Annotated in this window: 14 protein-coding genes; 8 read left to right on the top strand and 6 right to left on the bottom strand. The window is 62.9% G+C overall.

The features are described 5' to 3' along the window. Positions 1-67: 67 nt before the first annotated feature. From AU074_RS19800 to AU074_RS19765, 8 genes are all read left to right on the top strand, one after another. On the top strand, positions 68-928 hold the full coding sequence (locus tag AU074_RS19800) for a branched-chain amino acid ABC transporter permease (RefSeq protein ID WP_003215751.1): 861 nt from the start codon (positions 68-70) through the stop codon (positions 926-928). A gap of 1 nt (position 929) precedes the next feature. Then, positions 930-1,940, top strand: a complete 1,011-nt coding sequence (locus tag AU074_RS19795; RefSeq protein WP_076016159.1) for a branched-chain amino acid ABC transporter permease — start codon at positions 930-932, stop codon at positions 1,938-1,940. Continuing rightward, the gene (locus AU074_RS19790) at positions 1,937-2,686 is read left to right on the top strand and encodes an ABC transporter ATP-binding protein (protein ID WP_003215756.1); all 750 of its coding nucleotides are present in this window, start codon (positions 1,937-1,939) and stop codon (positions 2,684-2,686) included. The genes AU074_RS19795 and AU074_RS19790 overlap by 4 nt, the downstream gene beginning before the upstream one ends. Beyond that, complete coding sequence (locus AU074_RS19785; protein WP_008430585.1) at positions 2,686-3,381, top strand: ABC transporter ATP-binding protein; 696 nt, start codon at positions 2,686-2,688, stop codon at positions 3,379-3,381. Before AU074_RS19790 ends, AU074_RS19785 begins: the two co-directional genes overlap by 1 nt. A gap of 13 nt (positions 3,382-3,394) precedes the next feature. After that, positions 3,395-4,666, top strand: coding sequence for a Zn-dependent hydrolase (locus tag AU074_RS19780; protein WP_076016158.1), 1,272 nt, complete (start codon positions 3,395-3,397; stop codon positions 4,664-4,666). Continuing rightward, on the top strand, positions 4,663-6,066 hold the full coding sequence (locus tag AU074_RS19775; protein WP_076016157.1) for an amidase: 1,404 nt from the start codon (positions 4,663-4,665) through the stop codon (positions 6,064-6,066). Before AU074_RS19780 ends, AU074_RS19775 begins: the two co-directional genes overlap by 4 nt. Before the next feature lie 161 nt (positions 6,067-6,227). Then, the gene (locus AU074_RS19770; RefSeq protein ID WP_003215763.1) at positions 6,228-7,091 is read left to right on the top strand and encodes a LysR family transcriptional regulator; all 864 of its coding nucleotides are present in this window, start codon (positions 6,228-6,230) and stop codon (positions 7,089-7,091) included. Between the two features lie 51 nt (positions 7,092-7,142). Beyond that, positions 7,143-8,147 carry a LacI family DNA-binding transcriptional regulator gene (locus tag AU074_RS19765; RefSeq protein ID WP_076016156.1) on the top strand — a complete coding sequence of 335 codons (1,005 nt, stop codon included), beginning with the start codon at positions 7,143-7,145 and terminating at the stop codon, positions 8,145-8,147. On the opposite strand, the gene AU074_RS19760 is transcribed toward AU074_RS19765, so the two are convergent. From AU074_RS19760 to AU074_RS19735, 6 genes are all read right to left on the bottom strand, one after another. Next, on the bottom strand, positions 8,144-8,869 hold the full coding sequence (locus tag AU074_RS19760; RefSeq protein ID WP_076016155.1) for an SDR family oxidoreductase: 726 nt from the start codon (positions 8,867-8,869) through the stop codon (positions 8,144-8,146). The two genes, AU074_RS19765 and AU074_RS19760, sit on opposite strands and share 4 nt — an antisense overlap. 121 nt (positions 8,870-8,990) lie before the next feature. After that, positions 8,991-10,514 carry an FGGY-family carbohydrate kinase gene (locus AU074_RS19755; RefSeq protein ID WP_076016154.1) on the bottom strand — a complete coding sequence of 508 codons (1,524 nt, stop codon included), beginning with the start codon at positions 10,512-10,514 and terminating at the stop codon, positions 8,991-8,993. A 1-nt stretch (position 10,515) separates the two neighbouring features. Beyond that, a complete protein-coding gene (locus AU074_RS19750; RefSeq protein WP_076016209.1) occupies positions 10,516-11,595 on the bottom strand; it encodes an alcohol dehydrogenase catalytic domain-containing protein in 1,080 nt (359 codons plus the stop codon). Positions 11,596-11,664: 69 nt separating this feature from the next. Further along, positions 11,665-12,657, bottom strand: coding sequence for an ABC transporter permease (locus tag AU074_RS19745; RefSeq protein ID WP_076016153.1), 993 nt, complete (start codon positions 12,655-12,657; stop codon positions 11,665-11,667). Further along, entirely contained in the window at positions 12,623-14,131 is a 1,509-nt protein-coding gene (locus tag AU074_RS19740) for a sugar ABC transporter ATP-binding protein (protein ID WP_076016152.1), read from the bottom strand. The genes AU074_RS19745 and AU074_RS19740 overlap by 35 nt, the downstream gene beginning before the upstream one ends. 63 nt (positions 14,132-14,194) lie before the next feature. Then, a complete protein-coding gene (locus AU074_RS19735) occupies positions 14,195-15,121 on the bottom strand; it encodes a substrate-binding domain-containing protein (RefSeq protein WP_017475204.1) in 927 nt (308 codons plus the stop codon). Positions 15,122-15,519 lie beyond the last annotated feature (398 nt).

The raw sequence follows: 15,519 nt of genomic DNA, 5'->3' as shown, positions 1-15,519 counted from the left end.
TCCGCTGAAAATCTACTGGTGACACAGCGCAGGGCCGCTCACGCGGCCGCCTGCCGAGGGTTCCTGCATGCTTAATCTTTACCTGTTCCAGATTCTCAACGGCCTGGGCCTTGGGATGATTTACTTCCTGATCGCGGTCGGCTTGACGATCATTTTCGGCTTGCTGAACTTCGTCAACTTCGCCCACGGTGCGTTCTTTTTGCTGGGTGCCTACATCTGCTACACCGCCGTCAGCCTCACCGGCAGCTTCTGGCTGGCACTGCTGATTGCGCCGCTGGTGGTGGCCGCGCTGGCCTGGGTGATCGAGCGATTACTGATCCAGCGGATTTATCACTTGCCGCACATGTTCCAGATCCTGGTAACGCTGGGCATCGCCCTGATCATCCAGGAAGCCAGCGTGATGATCTGGGGCCCGGTGGGCAAAAGCGTCGCCGTGCCGGAATTACTGCGCGGGGTACTGGTGGTCGGCGATTTCGTCTACCCCTACTACCGGCTGTTCCTGATCGTGTTCTCCGGCCTCGTTGGCCTTGGCCTGTGGCTGCTGCTGGAACGCACGCGCTTCGGCGCCCTGGTGCGCGCCGGCAGTGAAAGCACGGAAACCGTGTCCCTGCTGGGCACCAACATTTTCCGCCTGTTCTCCATGACTTTCGCCCTCGGCGTGGCCCTGGCCGGCGTTGCCGGTGTGCTGTTCGCGCCGTTGCGCGGCGCCCAGCCCTTTGTCGGCCCGGAAATCCTCGGCGTGGCCTTCGTGGTGGTGGTGATTGGCGGCATGGGTTCCTTCAGCGGCGCACTGGTCGGCGGCCTGTTGGTCGGCGTGGTGCAAAGCCTGATGACCACACTCTGGCCCCAGGGCGCGAGCCTGATGATCTACGGTGCAATGGCCGTGGTGATTCTGGTGCGTCCTTACGGCCTGTTCGGGAGAGCCTGACATGAGCGAGAAAAATCCCCTGCCGTTCGCCAAAACCCAGTCGCGCTACATGCTGCTGTTGGTGCTGGCGGTATTGATCGGCTTACCGTTGATTTTGCCCTCGGCGACCCTGGCCACCGAGATCCTGATCTTTGCCATGGCGGCCCTCGCCTGCAACCTGCTGCTGGGTTACACCGGGCTGCTGTCGTTCGGCCAAGGCATCTTCTTCGGGGCCGGCGCCTACTGCGCGGCGTTGCTGATGATCCACCTGCAACTCGGCCTGTTCAGCGCATTGCTGGGCGCTGCGGTCGCCGGTGGTTTCCTGGCGTTTCTGGTGGGCGCCCTGGCGATCCGCCGCACCGGCATTTACTTCGTGATGCTGACCCTGGCCTTCAGCCAGATGGCCTACTTCGTCGCCTACACCCTGAGCGACTGGACCGGCGGCGACAACGGCCTGCTCAGCGTGCCGCGCCCGGAAATCCGCATCGGTGACACGGTGCTGTTGTCCCTCACCGATGCCCGCGCGTTCTACGGGTTTGTCGCGGTGCTGTTCCTGCTGATCTTCATCGGCGCGCGCCGGGTGATCGCCTCGCCATTCGGCAGCACGTTGATGGCAATTCGCGAAAACGAAACCCGCGCTTCAGCCATCGGCTACGACACCCGCCACTTCAAGATACTGGTGTTCGTACTGTCTGGCGCCGTGACCGGGATTGCCGGGGCGCTGTACGCGATGCTGCTGCACTTTGTGCCGCTGTCGAACATCGACCTGGCGATGTCCGAGAACATCCTGATCATGACCATCGTCGGCGGCACCGGGTCGCTGTTCGGCTCCTTGCTGGGCGCCGGCTCCATCGTGCTGCTGGGGGACTTCCTGTCTGACCTGTGGCCGCGCTGGCTGATGCTGCTGGGGGTGATTCTGATCCTGGTGGTGATCTTCATGCGCGGCGGTTTGTGGGGCGGCTTGTCGACCCTGTTCGAACGTGTGCGCGGCAGCCGCAAGGCCGACGTTGTGAGCAAGGAGAAGCTGTCATGAGCATCCTGTTGGAAACCAAAAACCTGGAACTGGCCTACGGCGCATTCCACGCGGTGAACGGCGTCAACCTCAAGGTGGAAGCCGGCACCATCCACACCATCATCGGCCCCAACGGCGCGGGCAAGACCAGCCTGTTCCACTGCCTGACCGGCGAACGCCAGGCCACTGCCGGGGCGATTCATTTCGACGGCAAGAACCTGATGCGCAAACCGGCCCACGGCCGCGTCGGCCTGGGCATGGCCCGCTCGTTCCAGCTCACCAGCCTGTTCCAGAACCTCAGCGTGCGCGAGAACCTGCGCCTGGCCGCCCAGGGCCGCGACGGTGCCCGCGCCCTGAACTTCTGGCGCCGGGTCGACAGCAAGCGCGAACACCTGGAGATGGCCGACCAGGTGCTGGAACGCCTGCAACTCACCGCCCGCGCCGACACCTTGGCCGGCGAGTTGTCCCACGGCCAGCAACGGGTGCTGGAAGTCGGCATGTCGATCTGCTCCAGACCCAAGCTGCTGATGCTCGACGAACCCACATCGGGCATGGGCATCGACGACATCCCGATCATGACCCAACTGATCAGCGACCTCGGCCGCGACCATACCGTGCTGCTGATCGAGCACAACATGAGCATCGTCATGTCCATCAGCCAACGCATCACCGTGATGAGCCACGGCCAGATCCTGGTGGAAGGCACACCGGAATTCGTGCGCGCCGACGAGCGCGTGCGCACCGCCTATTTGGGAGAAGCCGCCTGATGCTGACCGTCGACAATATCCATTCCTACTACGACAAGAGCCACGTCCTTGAGGGCGTGTCCCTGACCGTCAATCCCGGCGAACTGGTGACCCTGCTGGGGCGCAACGGTGCCGGCAAGACCACCACCCTGCGCAGCATCCTCGGGATTATCTGCCCGCGCCAGGGCCAGATTCACTTCAACGGCCAGCCGCTGGTGGGGCAGAAAATCTTCGAAATCGCCCGTCAGGGCCTGGCACTGGTACCGGAGAACCGCGGGATCTTCCGCCTGCTGACCGTCGAGGAAAACCTGCGCATCGCGGTGCGCAAGACCAGCCGCTGGCAGATGGAAGACGTGTACGGCATGTTCCCGCGCCTCAAGGAGCGCCGCAAAAACGCCGGCCACGCACTGTCTGGCGGCGAGCAACAGATGCTCGCCATCGCCCGCGCCCTGCTCAACGATCCGAAGCTGCTGATCCTCGACGAACCCACCGAAGGCCTCGCGCCGGTGATCGTCGACGAACTGGTGAAGATCCTGCGCAAGGTCAAGGAAGACGGCCTGCCGGTGCTGCTGGTGGAACAGAACCTGATGGTCTGCGACAAGCTCGCCGACCGCCATTACGTCCTCGAACAAGGCCGCGTGGTGTACGAAGGCAGTGCCGAAGCCTTCCGCGCCGACCCGACGATCAAGAACCGTTACCTGGCCCTGAGTGCCTGACCGGAGACTGCTGATGAATAGTTTTGCGCAACCGCTCCAGAGCAACGCCCCGCTGATCAACCGCGACCGCCTGTGGCAATCGTTGATGGACCTCGCCCGCCTGGGCGCCACGCCGAAAGGTGGCGTATGTCGCCTGGCCCTCACCGACCTCGACCGCCAGGCCCGCGACCTGTTTGTGCAATGGTGCGAGGCGGCCGGCTGCAGCGTCAGCATCGACGCCATCGGCAATATCTTTGCCCGCCGCGCCGGGCGTAATCCGGCACTGGCGCCGGTGATGACCGGCAGCCATATCGACACCCAGCCTACCGGCGGCAAGTTCGACGGCTGCTACGGCGTGATGGCCGGCCTGGAAGTGATCCGCACCCTTAACGATTTGAATATAGAGACTGAAGCACCGATCGAAGTGGTGGTGTGGACCAACGAAGAAGGCTCGCGTTTCCCGCCGTGCATGATGGGTTCCGGGGTGTTCGCCGGTAAGTTCGACTTGCAGGAAACCCTCGACAAGCAGGACGAGCAAGGCCTGTCGGTGGGCGCCGAATTGCAGCGCATCGGCTATGCCGGTTCCCGCGCGGTACTGGGCCATCCGGTGGGTGCCTATTTCGAGGCGCATATCGAACAGGGCCCGGTGCTGGAAGACCAAGCCACCACCATCGGCGTGGTCATGGGCTGCCTGGGCCAGAAGTGGTTCGACCTGACCCTCACCGGCGTCGAAGCTCATGCCGGCCCCACCCCGATGCACCTGCGCAAAGACGCCTTGGTAGGCGCGGCGCAAGTGGTCAGCGCGGTGAATCGCATCGCCCACGAACAGCAACCCCATGCCTGCGGCACTGTCGGTTGCCTGAGCTTGCACCCCGGCTCACGCAACGTGATTCCCGGCCAAGTGCACATGACCATCGACCTGCGCCACCTGCACGCCGACAAGCTGCAAGCGATGGTCGACGAAGTGCGCCAGGTGATCGAAGCGACTGCCGAGCAACACGGCCTGAGCTTTGAACTGACGCCTACTGCCGACTTCCCGCCGCTGGACTTCAACCCCGCCTGCGTCAACGCCGTGCGCGAGGGTGCAAGCGCCCTGGGCCTGAGCCATATGGACATCGTCAGCGGCGCCGGGCATGACGCGATCTTCGTCGCCGAACTGGGCCCGGCCGGGATGATTTTTGTGCCATGCGAAGGCGGCATCAGCCACAACGAAATCGAAAACGCCGCACCGGATGACCTGGCAGCGGGCTGCGCCGTGTTGCTGCGGGCCATGGTCAACGCGGCGCAAGGAGGGAAAGCGGCATGACGGATATCGCCAACCTGACCGCTGTTGAGCTGCTGGCTCTCTATCGGGATAAAAGCCTGTCGCCGGTGGAAGTCACCGAAGATGCATTGCTGCGAATCGAACGCTACAACCCGGCGGTCAACGCCTACTGCCACGTCGACCCGGAAGGCGCCTTGAACGCGGCCCGAGCCTCGGAACAGCGCTGGCTCAAGGGCCAGCCGTGCGGCGCGCTGGACGGTGTGCCGGCGTCCATCAAGGACCTGACGCAGACCATCGGCATGCCGACGCGCAAGGGTTCGCGCACCACCTCCGCCGAGGGCCGGTGGGATGTGGATGCGCCCTTCTCGGCCTTCATGCGCAAGGCCGGCGCGGTGCTGCTGGGCAAGACCACCACGCCGGAGTTCGGCTGGAAAGGTGTCACGGATAATCCGTTGTATGGGATTACCCGCAACCCGTGGAACACGCGCATGACGGCGGGCGGTTCGTCCGGCGGTGCCGGTGCGGCAGCGGCCTTGAACCTGGGCGTGCTGCACCAGGGCAGCGATGCCGGTGGCTCGATCCGGATACCCTGCGCCTTCACCGGCACCTTTGGCATCAAGCCGACCTTCGGTTACGTGCCGCAATGGCCGGCCAGTTCGATGACCATTCTGTCCCACCTGGGGCCGATGACCCGCACCGTGGAAGACTCGGTGCTGATGCTGCAAACCATCGCCCAGCCGGACCCGCGGGACGGGTTGATCGGCGCGCCACGGACCACGCCATGGTTGCAGGCCGGGGCTGACTTGAAGGGCCTGCGTATCGCCTACAGCCCGAATTTCGGCTATGTGGACGTGGACCCGCAAGTGGCCCGGGTCGTCGCCCAGGCGGTCGAAGGTCTGGTGCAGTTGGGTGCCCATGTTGAACAGATTGATCCGGGGTTCAGTGATCCGCTGGAGGTGTTCAATACCCTGTGGTTCGCCGGCGCGGCACGCCTGGCCGGGCCGTTGAGCGATGCGCAACGGCAACTGATGGACCCGGGGTTGCTGCGCATTGCCCGACTGGGCGAGCAGATCAGCCTCAGTGACTACAGTGCGGCGCTGGAAGCACGGGCTGCGCTCGTCGCGCGCATGGCGGCGTTCCATGAACATTACGATGTGCTGGTGTCGCCGATGATGCCGATCACCGCGTTCGAGGCCGGGCATAACGTGCCGCCGGGTTCGGGCCTTGGGGAATGGATGGAGTGGACGCCGTTTACCTATCCCTTCAACCTGACCCAGCAACCGGCGGCGTCGGTGCCGTGCGGGTTGGCCGCGAATGGCTTACCGGTGGGGTTGCATGTGGTGGGGGCGCGGTTTGCGGATGAGCAGGTGCTGAGGGTTTGCCAGGCGTATGCCAAGGCTTTCCCGACCTCGCACTTGCAAGCCCCAAAAACCCCAACCTGAAATGCAATCAAACTGTGTGCGGGCTTGCTCGCGAAGGCGGTGTATCAGTCAAGGCATCCGGTGACTGACACACCGCCTTCGCGAGCAAGCCCGCTCCCACATTTTTGTCCGTATTCCGATCATCAGCCCCTACAATGCCTCCTATCATCCAAGGGGGTTTCATGGACATCGAACTGGCACGCACCTTCCTCGAAATCACCCGCTGCGGCAGCCTCGCCGCGGCGGCCGAGAAGCTGCACGTCACCCAGACCGCGATCACCGCCCGCGTCAAAAACCTCGAAAGCCAGCTCAACAGCACCCTGTTCGTGCGCAACCGCGCCGGTGCGCGCCTGACCCCGGACGGCGAGGCCTTCGTGGTCTACGCCAACCAGTTGGTACAAACCTGGGAAGCCGCCCGCCGCGACCTGCCGTTGCCCGATGGTTACCGCAACGTGCTGCACATCGGTGGCGAAGTCAGCCTGTGCAACCCGTTGATGCTCGGCTGGGCCCAGGCCCTGCGTGAACACATCCCCGGTCATGCCTTGCGCACCGAGATTCGCGAAGGCGAATACCTGTTGCGTCAGCTGGAACTGGGCGTGCTGGACGCTGCACTGGTGTTCCAGCCGCAATACTGGCCGGGGTTGCAGGTGGAGCAGGTGCTGGAAGAAAAGCTGATCCTGGTGCAACTGGCGGCGCGGCCCGAGCCCTACGTGTATATCGACTGGGGTCAGGGCTTCCGCCAGCAGCACGACGCCGCCCTGCCGGACAAGGCCCGCGCCGCCTTGAGTTTTAATCTCGGGCCGTTGGCGTTGCAGTACATCCTGGAGAACGGCGGCGCCGGGTATTTTCGCACGCGGGTGGTGCAGAGCTACCTGGACAGCGGCGTGATGGAGCGGGTACCCAAGGCACCGGAGTTCAGTTTTCCGACGTACCTGGTGTATTCCCGCGAGCGCGACTCGGCGGTTTTGCAGCAGGCACTGGCCTTGCTGCGGGCGGTGGTGGAGGCGGAAAAGGATTGGTCGCAGCGCTGGGATCCGGTGATTTGAAGCCGTGCACATGGTAGCCTCAGGTTGTTTTCTCCTGGTTTCCCCCTGCCGATGAACAAGAAAAAATCCGTCACCATCAGCGACATCGCCAAACGGGTCAACATGACCACCATCACGGTGTCCCGGGCGCTGAGCAAACCCGACTTGGTCAAGCCCGCCACCCTGGCGCGGATTCTCGAGGTGGCGCGGGAGCTGGACTACGTGCCCAACGCCTTCGCCCGCGGGCTCAAGCGCAGTGAAAGCCTGATCATCGGCGTGATCACCGCCTCGGTGGACAACCCCTTCTACAGCGAGATGATCAAGGCGATTTCCCGCGAGGCGAAAAAGCACGGCTACACCATCATGCTGGTGGACACCGACGAGCTGGAAGAACTGGAAAGCAAGGCAGTCGACACCCTGTTGGGCTACCGCGTGGCAGGGATCATCCTGTCGCCGGTCTCCGACGAGCCCAGCTACCAGCCGGACTACCTGGAACGCCTGGGCAACGGCAAGACCCCGGTGGTGTTGCTCGACCGCACCATCCACGAGAGCCCGTTCAGCCGCGTGGTGCTGGATAACTACCACAGCGGCATCGAGGCGGCGCAGTACCTGGTGCGGCAAACCCCGAATCTCAAGCGCCTGCTGGTACTGACCGGGCCGGAGCATTCGCGCATCACCATGGAACGCCTCAAGGGCTTGAAAGAAGTACTGGCCGATCACCCGCAGGTGCACGTCGAAGTATGTGCCGGCGACTACACGCTGATGCCCTCCTACCTGCACACCCTCGACTACCTGGCTGAGCACTCGGCGCCGGACGCGATCATGGGCTTCAACCAGCTGATCACCCTCGGCGCCTTGCGTGCGTTGCGCATGCACAACATCCCCCACGAAAGCCTGACCATCTGCGGCATCGACCGCCTGCCCTTCGCCGATATCTTCGGCGTGCCGATTGCCTGCGTGGCCCACGACGCATCACTGGCCGGCAGCAGCGCGGTGCGGCTGCTGCTGGACCGCCTTGAAGACCCGCACAAACCGCGGGACAAAGTGGTGATCGCCGGCAAACTGGAGAACGGCTAGCGGCTGGTATACCCGCCATCGATCGGCAAGCTGACGCCGCTGATCATGCTGGCGGCATCGCTCAGCAGGAACAGCACCGGCAGGGCCACCTCCGCCGTTTCGGCAAACCGCCCCAGCGGGATCGCCGCCAATGCCGGGTCGCGCTTGGCGGGCGCCGACCAGGCCATCTGCGCCATGGGCGTGAGGGTGACGGTGGGGTTGACGCTGTTGACGCGAATCCCGAAACGTCCCCATTCCGCGCATTGCACGCGGGTGATGGCGTCCAGTGCGGCCTTAGAAGCGCAGTAGCCGAGGTGATCGTCCAACGCTACGAGTGAGGCCTGGCTGGAAACGTTGACGATGCTGCCCGCGATCTTGGCTTCAATCATTGCCGCGGCGATACGGCTGGCGACCTGGGCGGCGGCGCGGGCGTTGACGTTCATCACCTGATCGAAGGCTTCGGCGCTGATGGCGGCAGCCGGTTCCAGGCGAGAGATGCCGGCACAGTTGACCAGGCCGTGCATCGGCGGCAAACCTTGCAGGGCCAGGTCCAGGGCGGCGCTGTTGGCGATGTCCAGGCACAGGGTTGCGCAGCCGAGTTGGGCCAGGGATTGGGCGTCGCGGCCCAAGGCGAAAACCTCGGCGCCGCTGGCGATCAATTGCAGAGCGATTTCCCGGCCGATGCCGCTGCTGGCGCCGGTGACGAGGATGCGCTGGTGGGTGAAATCAAAAGTGGTGTTCATCACAGGAACCTTGGGTGTGAAGCCCCTGTAGGAGCGAGCTTGCTCGCGAAAAACGCAAGGGCACCGCGTACCTTCAGGAAGCACTCGTTATCGTTAACGTTTCTCGCGAGCAAGCTCGCTCCTACAGGCTGTGCATCAGTGACTTCAGCACCGGGTACAGTTCAAGATAATTGGCGAATGAGTGGTCGTAGGCCTGGGTATTCCCAACCTCCGGCTCCGCCCGCAGCTCCAACTGCACCCAGCCCTTCTCCATCTGCCGATCATCCACCAACCCCACCGCATGGGCCGCCAACAACGCCGCGCCCAGTGCTGCCTCCACCTCTTGCACAATGGTGTAAACCGGGTAGTGGGTGATGTCCGCAATGATCTGCATCCACAAATCCGAATGGCTCGCCCCACCGACCACGATCAACCGTGGATCAAGGGAATGCGCCCCACGGGAGCCCGCTTCGATATTGTGCCGCAGGGCAAAACTCACCCCTTCGAGCACCGCGCGGTACAGGTGGATACGGCTGTGATACAGGTTCAGCCCGACAAAGCTGCCACTGGCGCGGTCATCCCACACCGGGCTGCGTTCGCCCATGAGGTACGGCAGGAACAACAGCCCTTCACTGCCCGCCGGGATCTTCGCGGCGCTCTGCTCCAGCAGCCACAAACTGTCCTGGCCGGTGTCCCTGGCCTGCTGCTCTTCGGCCTGGCAGAACTGCTCGCGAAACCAACTGACCGACGCCCCGGCAGTAATCGCACCGCCGAAGATGTACAGGTCCTGATGGCCGTTATAGACGTGGGGCATGCTCACCAGGCCATGGCGCGCGTCCACCTGCTGATTGAGATAACCCCAGCACATGCTGGTGCCGATCATCGCCACGTGATTGCCCGGTCGCGTCACTCCGGCGGCCAATGTAGCCATGGCTGCATCCACGCCTCCGGCAAGGATCGGCGTACCCGCCGACAAGCCCAATCGCCGGGCCCATTCCTCGAGTAACCCGCCCACCACTTCACCGGAATACAGCAAGCGCTCCGGCATCATCGCCAACGGAATCTCAAGCGCCGCCAGCATCTCGGCCGACCAGCCACGCTGCACCACATCGTAGACGCCACCGATATTGCCGGCGCTGCTGTGATCCACCGCCAACTCACCGGTCAGGCAATAGTTGATATAGCTGTTGGGCGGCAGCAGGTAGCGGGTGTTGGCCCACACCTGCGGCTGATGCTGCTTGAGCCAGAGCATCTTGGTGAAGCCGTAGTAGCTGTCCACCGAGTTGCCGGTAATCGCGAACAGCCGCTCCAGGTCCACATGCTCGCGCACCCACTCCACTTGCTCGCCCGCGCGCCGGTCCATCCAGATCAGGCACGGGTGCAGCGGCGTGATCTGCTCGTCCACAGCAATTCCGGAGCCGCCATACAGGCTGCTGATGCACAGCGCCTTGACCTGCTCTTTCCCTATGCCGGCCTTGGCCATGCACTGGGCGACGCAGGTCTCGACCGCATCCAGCCAGACCTGCGGCCACTGCTCGGCCCAGCGCACTTTCGGGGTATCCACGCGATACCCCTGGCTGTGCTGGGCGATGATCAGGCCGTCCGCATCCACCAGCAGCGCCTTGGTGCTTTGCGTGCCGATGTCCACACCCATTACGTAGTTCATCTCAGAGCACCGGCTTCAGCAGCACCTTGATCGACTTGGTCGAGTTGGCCAGTTCAAACGCCTCGGCCCAGTTATCCAGCCCGAAGTCATGGGTCACGATGCCCTTGGAGGTCACCAGGCCGCGCTCGAACAGGTCGATGGCCACCGGGTAGCAATACGGCCCCAGGTGCGCGCCGCGTACGTCCAGTTCCTTGCGGTCGCCGATGATCGACCAGTCGGCGCTGGTCTCGGCACCAAACACACTGAACTCGACAAACCGCCCGAGCTTGCGGATCAAGTCCAGGCCCTGGGTAACGCCCGCCGGTACGCCGGTGGTTTCGATGTACACGTCGCAGCCGTAGTTGTCGGTCAGGCTATTGATGATCTCGCGAGCATTGTCTCGCGACGGGTTGATCACCACGTCGGCCCCGTACTGCTTCGCCAGTTCCAGGCGCTCGTCGACCATGTCGATCACCACCAGTTTCTTCGGCGTTTTTAGCGCCGCCACCTGCACCATGCACAGGCCCAGGGTGCCGGCACCAGCAATCACCAACACGTCATCCAACTGGATCTCACCGCGGTTGACGGTGTGAATCGCGCAGGACATCGGCTCGATCAGCGCCGAATCTTCCAGGGACACCGACTCCGGAATCTTGTGCACAATGGCGGTCTTCGGAATGCGCATGTACTGGGCCATGCCACCCTCGGCGACTTCACGCTGGAAGCCGAAGATGTTGTGCACTTCACACATCCAGTACTTGCCGGACTTGCAGAAACGGCACTTGCCACACGGCACGATCTGCTCGGCGATCACCTTGTCGCCGACCTTCACTTCAAAGTGTTCCTCGGCACCCTCACCCGCTTCCACCACGTAGCCGAAAAACTCATGCCCCGGCACCACCGGCGCCTTGACCCACGGGTTGTCGCCGCCCCAGAACATCGCAGCGCCCGAGTGGCATTTGCAGTCACTGGCGCAGATGCCGCAGGCGGCGATACGGATCACCAGTTCATTGGCCCGCGCCTGGGGTTTGCTGATGCGTTCCAGGCGGTAGTCTTTCGGGCCGTGGCAGACGACGGCTTGCATTTGGTTGTGCTTTTCCATGATGTGCGGACCTTTCTTGAGCATGAGAGAACCCATCGCGGCCACCATGGCCGCGTGGAGATAATCGGTTTACTTGTGGCGCTGACGGCTGATAAAGATCGCCAGCAAAATGATCCCGCCCTTGATCACGCTCTGGACGTAGGGCGAGACCCCGAGCATGTTCAAGCCGTTGTTCAACACCCCCAGCAGCATGGCGCCGAGCAAGGTTCCGACGATCACCCCGCGCCCGCCGGCAATCGAGGCGCCGCCCAGGACCACGGCGGCAATCGCGTCGAGTTCAAACGACACCCCGGCATTCGGCTGGCCACTCATCAAGCGCGAGGTCAGCACCAGCCCGGCAATCGCGGCGGTAAAACCGCTGATGCCATACACCAGCAACTTGAAGCGCGCCGCCCGCACACCAGACAGGCGCACCGCTTCCTCGTTGCCGCCAATCGCGTAGATATAGCGACCGATGCGGGTGTGTTGCAGCAGCACATAGGCCGCCAGGTACGTCACCAGCATGATCAGGATCGGCACCGAAATACCGAACAGGCTTTCGCGGCCAAAGAAGCCAAACCACTCCGGCAAACCGGAAACCGGGTAGCCATCGGTGTACATCAGGCCGAACCCGCGGGCGATGCCCATGGTCGCCAGGGTGACGATGATCGGCGGCATGTGCAGGTAGGCGACAAACAAGCCGTTGCCGATGCCGAAGGCCACGCCGACCAGCATCCCGGCGCCAATCGCCAGGCCCGGCGGCAAGCCGGCGACCATCAAGCCGGCGGTCAGGGTGCCGGACAAGGCCATCACCGGCCCCACCGACAAATCGATGCCGCCGGTAAGAATCACGCAAGTCATGCCCACCGCGATAATCGCGTTGATCGACACCTGGCGCGCAATGTTCGACAGGTTGTTGGCGGTGAGGAAATTATCGCTGGCGAAGATCATCACCAACGTCACCACCAGCAGCCCGACAAAGGGATAAAACGCCGGTGAGCGAATCAACCGCGCCAGGTTCAGCCGCAGCCGGCCAGGCGTCACGGCATTAATGGACGTATTCACTTGAGCCCCCTGTTGCATGGCGCATGACCTCTTGAGGATTGACGGCAGACGCTTCCAGTACCTTGACGATGGCGCCTTTATGGAACACGGCGACGCGGTCGCACATACCGATGACTTCCGGCAGTTCCGAGGAAATCATGATGATTGCGTAGCCTTGTTCGGTGAGGCTGCGCATCAGTGCGTAGATCTGCGCCTTGGCCCCCACGTCGATGCCACGGGTGGGTTCGTCAAACACCAGCACGTCACAGTGATGGTTGATCCAGCGGGCAATCACGACTTTCTGCTGGTTGCCGCCGCTGAGGTTGAACACCCGGCTCTCGCCGCTGGGAGCCTTGATCGACAGCTGGCGCATCAGCGCTTCGACGCTGGCGCATTCCTTGTCCTTGTCGATCAGGCCGCTGGCGTTCTGGTATTTGGGCAGGTTGTTGAGGGAGATGTTTTCGCGAATGCTGAAGTCGGTGATCAGGCCTTCGGTCTTGCGGCTTTCCGGCAGCAGGCCGATGCCATGGGCCAAGGCCTGGGCCGGGTCGTCAAGGGTGATTTTTTCGCCGCGCAGCCATACGTCTTTGCTCACCGATGGCAGCGCGCCCATCATGCCCAGCGCCAATTCGGTACGGCCGGAACCCACCAGGCCGGCAAAGCCGAGAATCTCGCCCTTGTGCAATTCAAAATGGTTATGGGGGCCGTTGCGCACCAACTGGATGTCCTTGACCTCCAGCAACAGCGGCCCGCGTTCGCTGCTGGGCTTGGGCGGAAAACTGCACTCCAGGCGGCGGCCGACCATCATTTCCACCAGGCGGTCGATATCGCTGTCGGCCACATCGGTGACGCCCACATTGCCGCCGTCGCGCAGCACGCTGATGCGGTCGCACACCTGGAAAATCTCCTCCAGGTGATGAGAGATAAAAATCACCGCCACGCCCTGGCGCTTGAGCTCACGCATGATCTCGAACAGCAGCTCGGCTTCGCTCGGCGTCAGCGTGGCGGTGGGTTCGTCGAGCACCAGCAGCCGCGCATCCAGGGCCAGGGCCTTGGCGATCTCGACGAACTGCTGTTCGGCCACACTCAGGTGCTTGACCGCGCATTGCAGGTCGATGCTGACGCCGAGGCGCTTGAACAACGCCTCGCTCGCCTCGACCATTTCGCGCTTGCGCAACAGGCCGAAGCGGTTGCTCAGCTCATGGCCGAGGAAGATATTTTCCACTGCCGTGAGGTAGGGAATCAGGCTGAATTCCTGGAACACGATGCCGATACCGGCGGCAATCGCATCACGGTAGGTCGCGAACTGCCGGGCCTCGCCGTCGATCAGGATCTGCCCTTCGTCCTGGTGCTCGACCCCGCCAAGGATCTTCATCAGGGTCGATTTGCCCGCGCCATTTTCCCCGAGCAACGCATGAATTTCGCCGCGCTGCACTTCCAGGTTGATCGCCCTGAGGGCTTGCACCCCCGGGTAGCGCTTACAGATATTTTCCAGTTTCAGAAGACTGCTCATACCGCCGACCTCGCATTCAGATGGATGACCTGTGCCCCACGCCTGGCGTGGGGCCTGGGTGTTTTACCAGCTGAAATCCTTGGCCTTGGCCTGGTCGATCAGGGTGATGTCCACCGGGATCGTGGCCGGCACTTGCGAGCCCCATTTCTTGGCCAGGGCGATGCCCAGGGCCAGGCGGATCTGGTCACGGGGGTATTGCGCGGAGGTGGCGATGAATTTGCTGCCGGGTTTCTGGATGGCCTTGATCGCTTCCGGCGCGCCGTCGACGCTCACCAGTTTGACGTCCAGGCCACTGGCTTCGATGGCCGAGAGTGCACCGAGGGAGCCGTTGTCGTTGACGCTGAAAATGCCCTTGAGGGTGGGCTGGGCCTGCAGCATGTTTTCGGTGACGGTCAGCGCCTGGTCACGTTCCTGCTTGCCGTTCTGGATGCTCACGATCTTGATGTCCGGGTGCTTGGCCACGGCCTCTTTGCAACCGCGTACGCGTTCCAGGATCGGCACCACGGCGATGCCGTCGAGGATGGCGATATTGCCCTTGTCACCGATGTTCTTGGCCAGGTATTCGCAGGCCTGGAAGCCGGCGTCGAAGTTTTTCGAGCCAACGAAGGAGTCCAGTGGGCCTTCGGCCTGGGCGTCGACGGCGACCACGACTACGCCGGCGGCATGGGCGGATTTGACGGCTGATTGCACGCCGACCGAGTCGGTGGGGTTGATCAGCAGAATGTCGATGCCCTTTTGCAGCATGTCTTCGACGTCGCTGACCTGTTTGGACACGTCGTGGCGGGCGTCGGTGATGATCAACTGCGCACCGATGGTCGCCCCGGCTTCCTGCAGGGCGTCTTTCATGGTGACGAAGTAAGGGTTGTTGATTTCCTGGAAGGACGCGCCGATGCGGATGGGGGCGGGTTTGGTGTCGGCCAGGGCCAGGCCAGAAGTGCCAAGATTGATGCTCAGAGCCAACAAACACAGGGTTTTCGGAAGCATTTTCATGGTGGGGATCTCTGTTTTGTTTTTATTTTTAGAGCAAATGTTATCGTTAACATTTTGTAAGAAGCTAGCAAAGAAATTGGGGGGTCGCAAGGGGTGTTTGATCGGTGGTGGCGGGGGTGGTGTACATATCCGTTGCTGCGGTCAGGGCGGCTATTGGTTCCGCTCTTACAGCGGCTCACTTTTGAAAAGCGCAAAAGTAAGCAAAACGCTCTTGCCCCACCACTCGGCTCCTCGCCTAGGCTCGGAGTGCCCTCACTCCGGCTTTGGAGCGTGGGCCGCCGCGATGGGCCATCCTTGGCCCAGCGCGGCTAACCCGGCGTCCTGCCGGGTTACCCACGCTCCAAAGCCTGCGTTCGGCCAGCGTGGTTTAACGGGGCGCCTAAGATCAAGATCAACAG

This window comes from Pseudomonas sp. ATCC PTA-122608 (assembly GCF_001952855.1).
Lineage (GTDB): Bacteria > Pseudomonadota > Gammaproteobacteria > Pseudomonadales > Pseudomonadaceae > Aquipseudomonas.
Note: the sequence above shows the minus strand (reverse complement) of the source record. Positions and strands in the feature narration are given on the sequence as shown.

Bases quoted from the DNA above. Each gene is read 5' to 3' on its own strand.
- AU074_RS19800 (WP_003215751.1), top strand. From the start codon at position 68: ATGCTTAATCTTTACCTGTTCCAGATTCTCAACGGCCTGGGCCTTGGG.
- AU074_RS19740 (WP_076016152.1), bottom strand. From the start codon at position 14,131: ATGAGCAGTCTTCTGAAACTGGAAAATATCTGTAAGCGCTACCCGGGG.
- AU074_RS19745 (WP_076016153.1), bottom strand. From the start codon at position 12,657: ATGCAACAGGGGGCTCAAGTGAATACGTCCATTAATGCCGTGACGCCT.
- AU074_RS19735 (WP_017475204.1), bottom strand. From the start codon at position 15,121: ATGAAAATGCTTCCGAAAACCCTGTGTTTGTTGGCTCTGAGCATCAAT.
- AU074_RS19785 (WP_008430585.1), top strand. From the start codon at position 2,686: ATGCTGACCGTCGACAATATCCATTCCTACTACGACAAGAGCCACGTC.
- AU074_RS19755 (WP_076016154.1), bottom strand. From the start codon at position 10,514: ATGAACTACGTAATGGGTGTGGACATCGGCACGCAAAGCACCAAGGCG.
- AU074_RS19780 (WP_076016158.1), top strand. From the start codon at position 3,395: ATGAATAGTTTTGCGCAACCGCTCCAGAGCAACGCCCCGCTGATCAAC.
- AU074_RS19770 (WP_003215763.1), top strand. From the start codon at position 6,228: ATGGACATCGAACTGGCACGCACCTTCCTCGAAATCACCCGCTGCGGC.
- AU074_RS19775 (WP_076016157.1), top strand. From the start codon at position 4,663: ATGACGGATATCGCCAACCTGACCGCTGTTGAGCTGCTGGCTCTCTAT.
- AU074_RS19765 (WP_076016156.1), top strand. From the start codon at position 7,143: ATGAACAAGAAAAAATCCGTCACCATCAGCGACATCGCCAAACGGGTC.
- AU074_RS19750 (WP_076016209.1), bottom strand. From the start codon at position 11,595: ATGGAAAAGCACAACCAAATGCAAGCCGTCGTCTGCCACGGCCCGAAA.
- AU074_RS19760 (WP_076016155.1), bottom strand. From the start codon at position 8,869: ATGAACACCACTTTTGATTTCACCCACCAGCGCATCCTCGTCACCGGC.
- AU074_RS19795 (WP_076016159.1), top strand. From the start codon at position 930: ATGAGCGAGAAAAATCCCCTGCCGTTCGCCAAAACCCAGTCGCGCTAC.
- AU074_RS19790 (WP_003215756.1), top strand. From the start codon at position 1,937: ATGAGCATCCTGTTGGAAACCAAAAACCTGGAACTGGCCTACGGCGCA.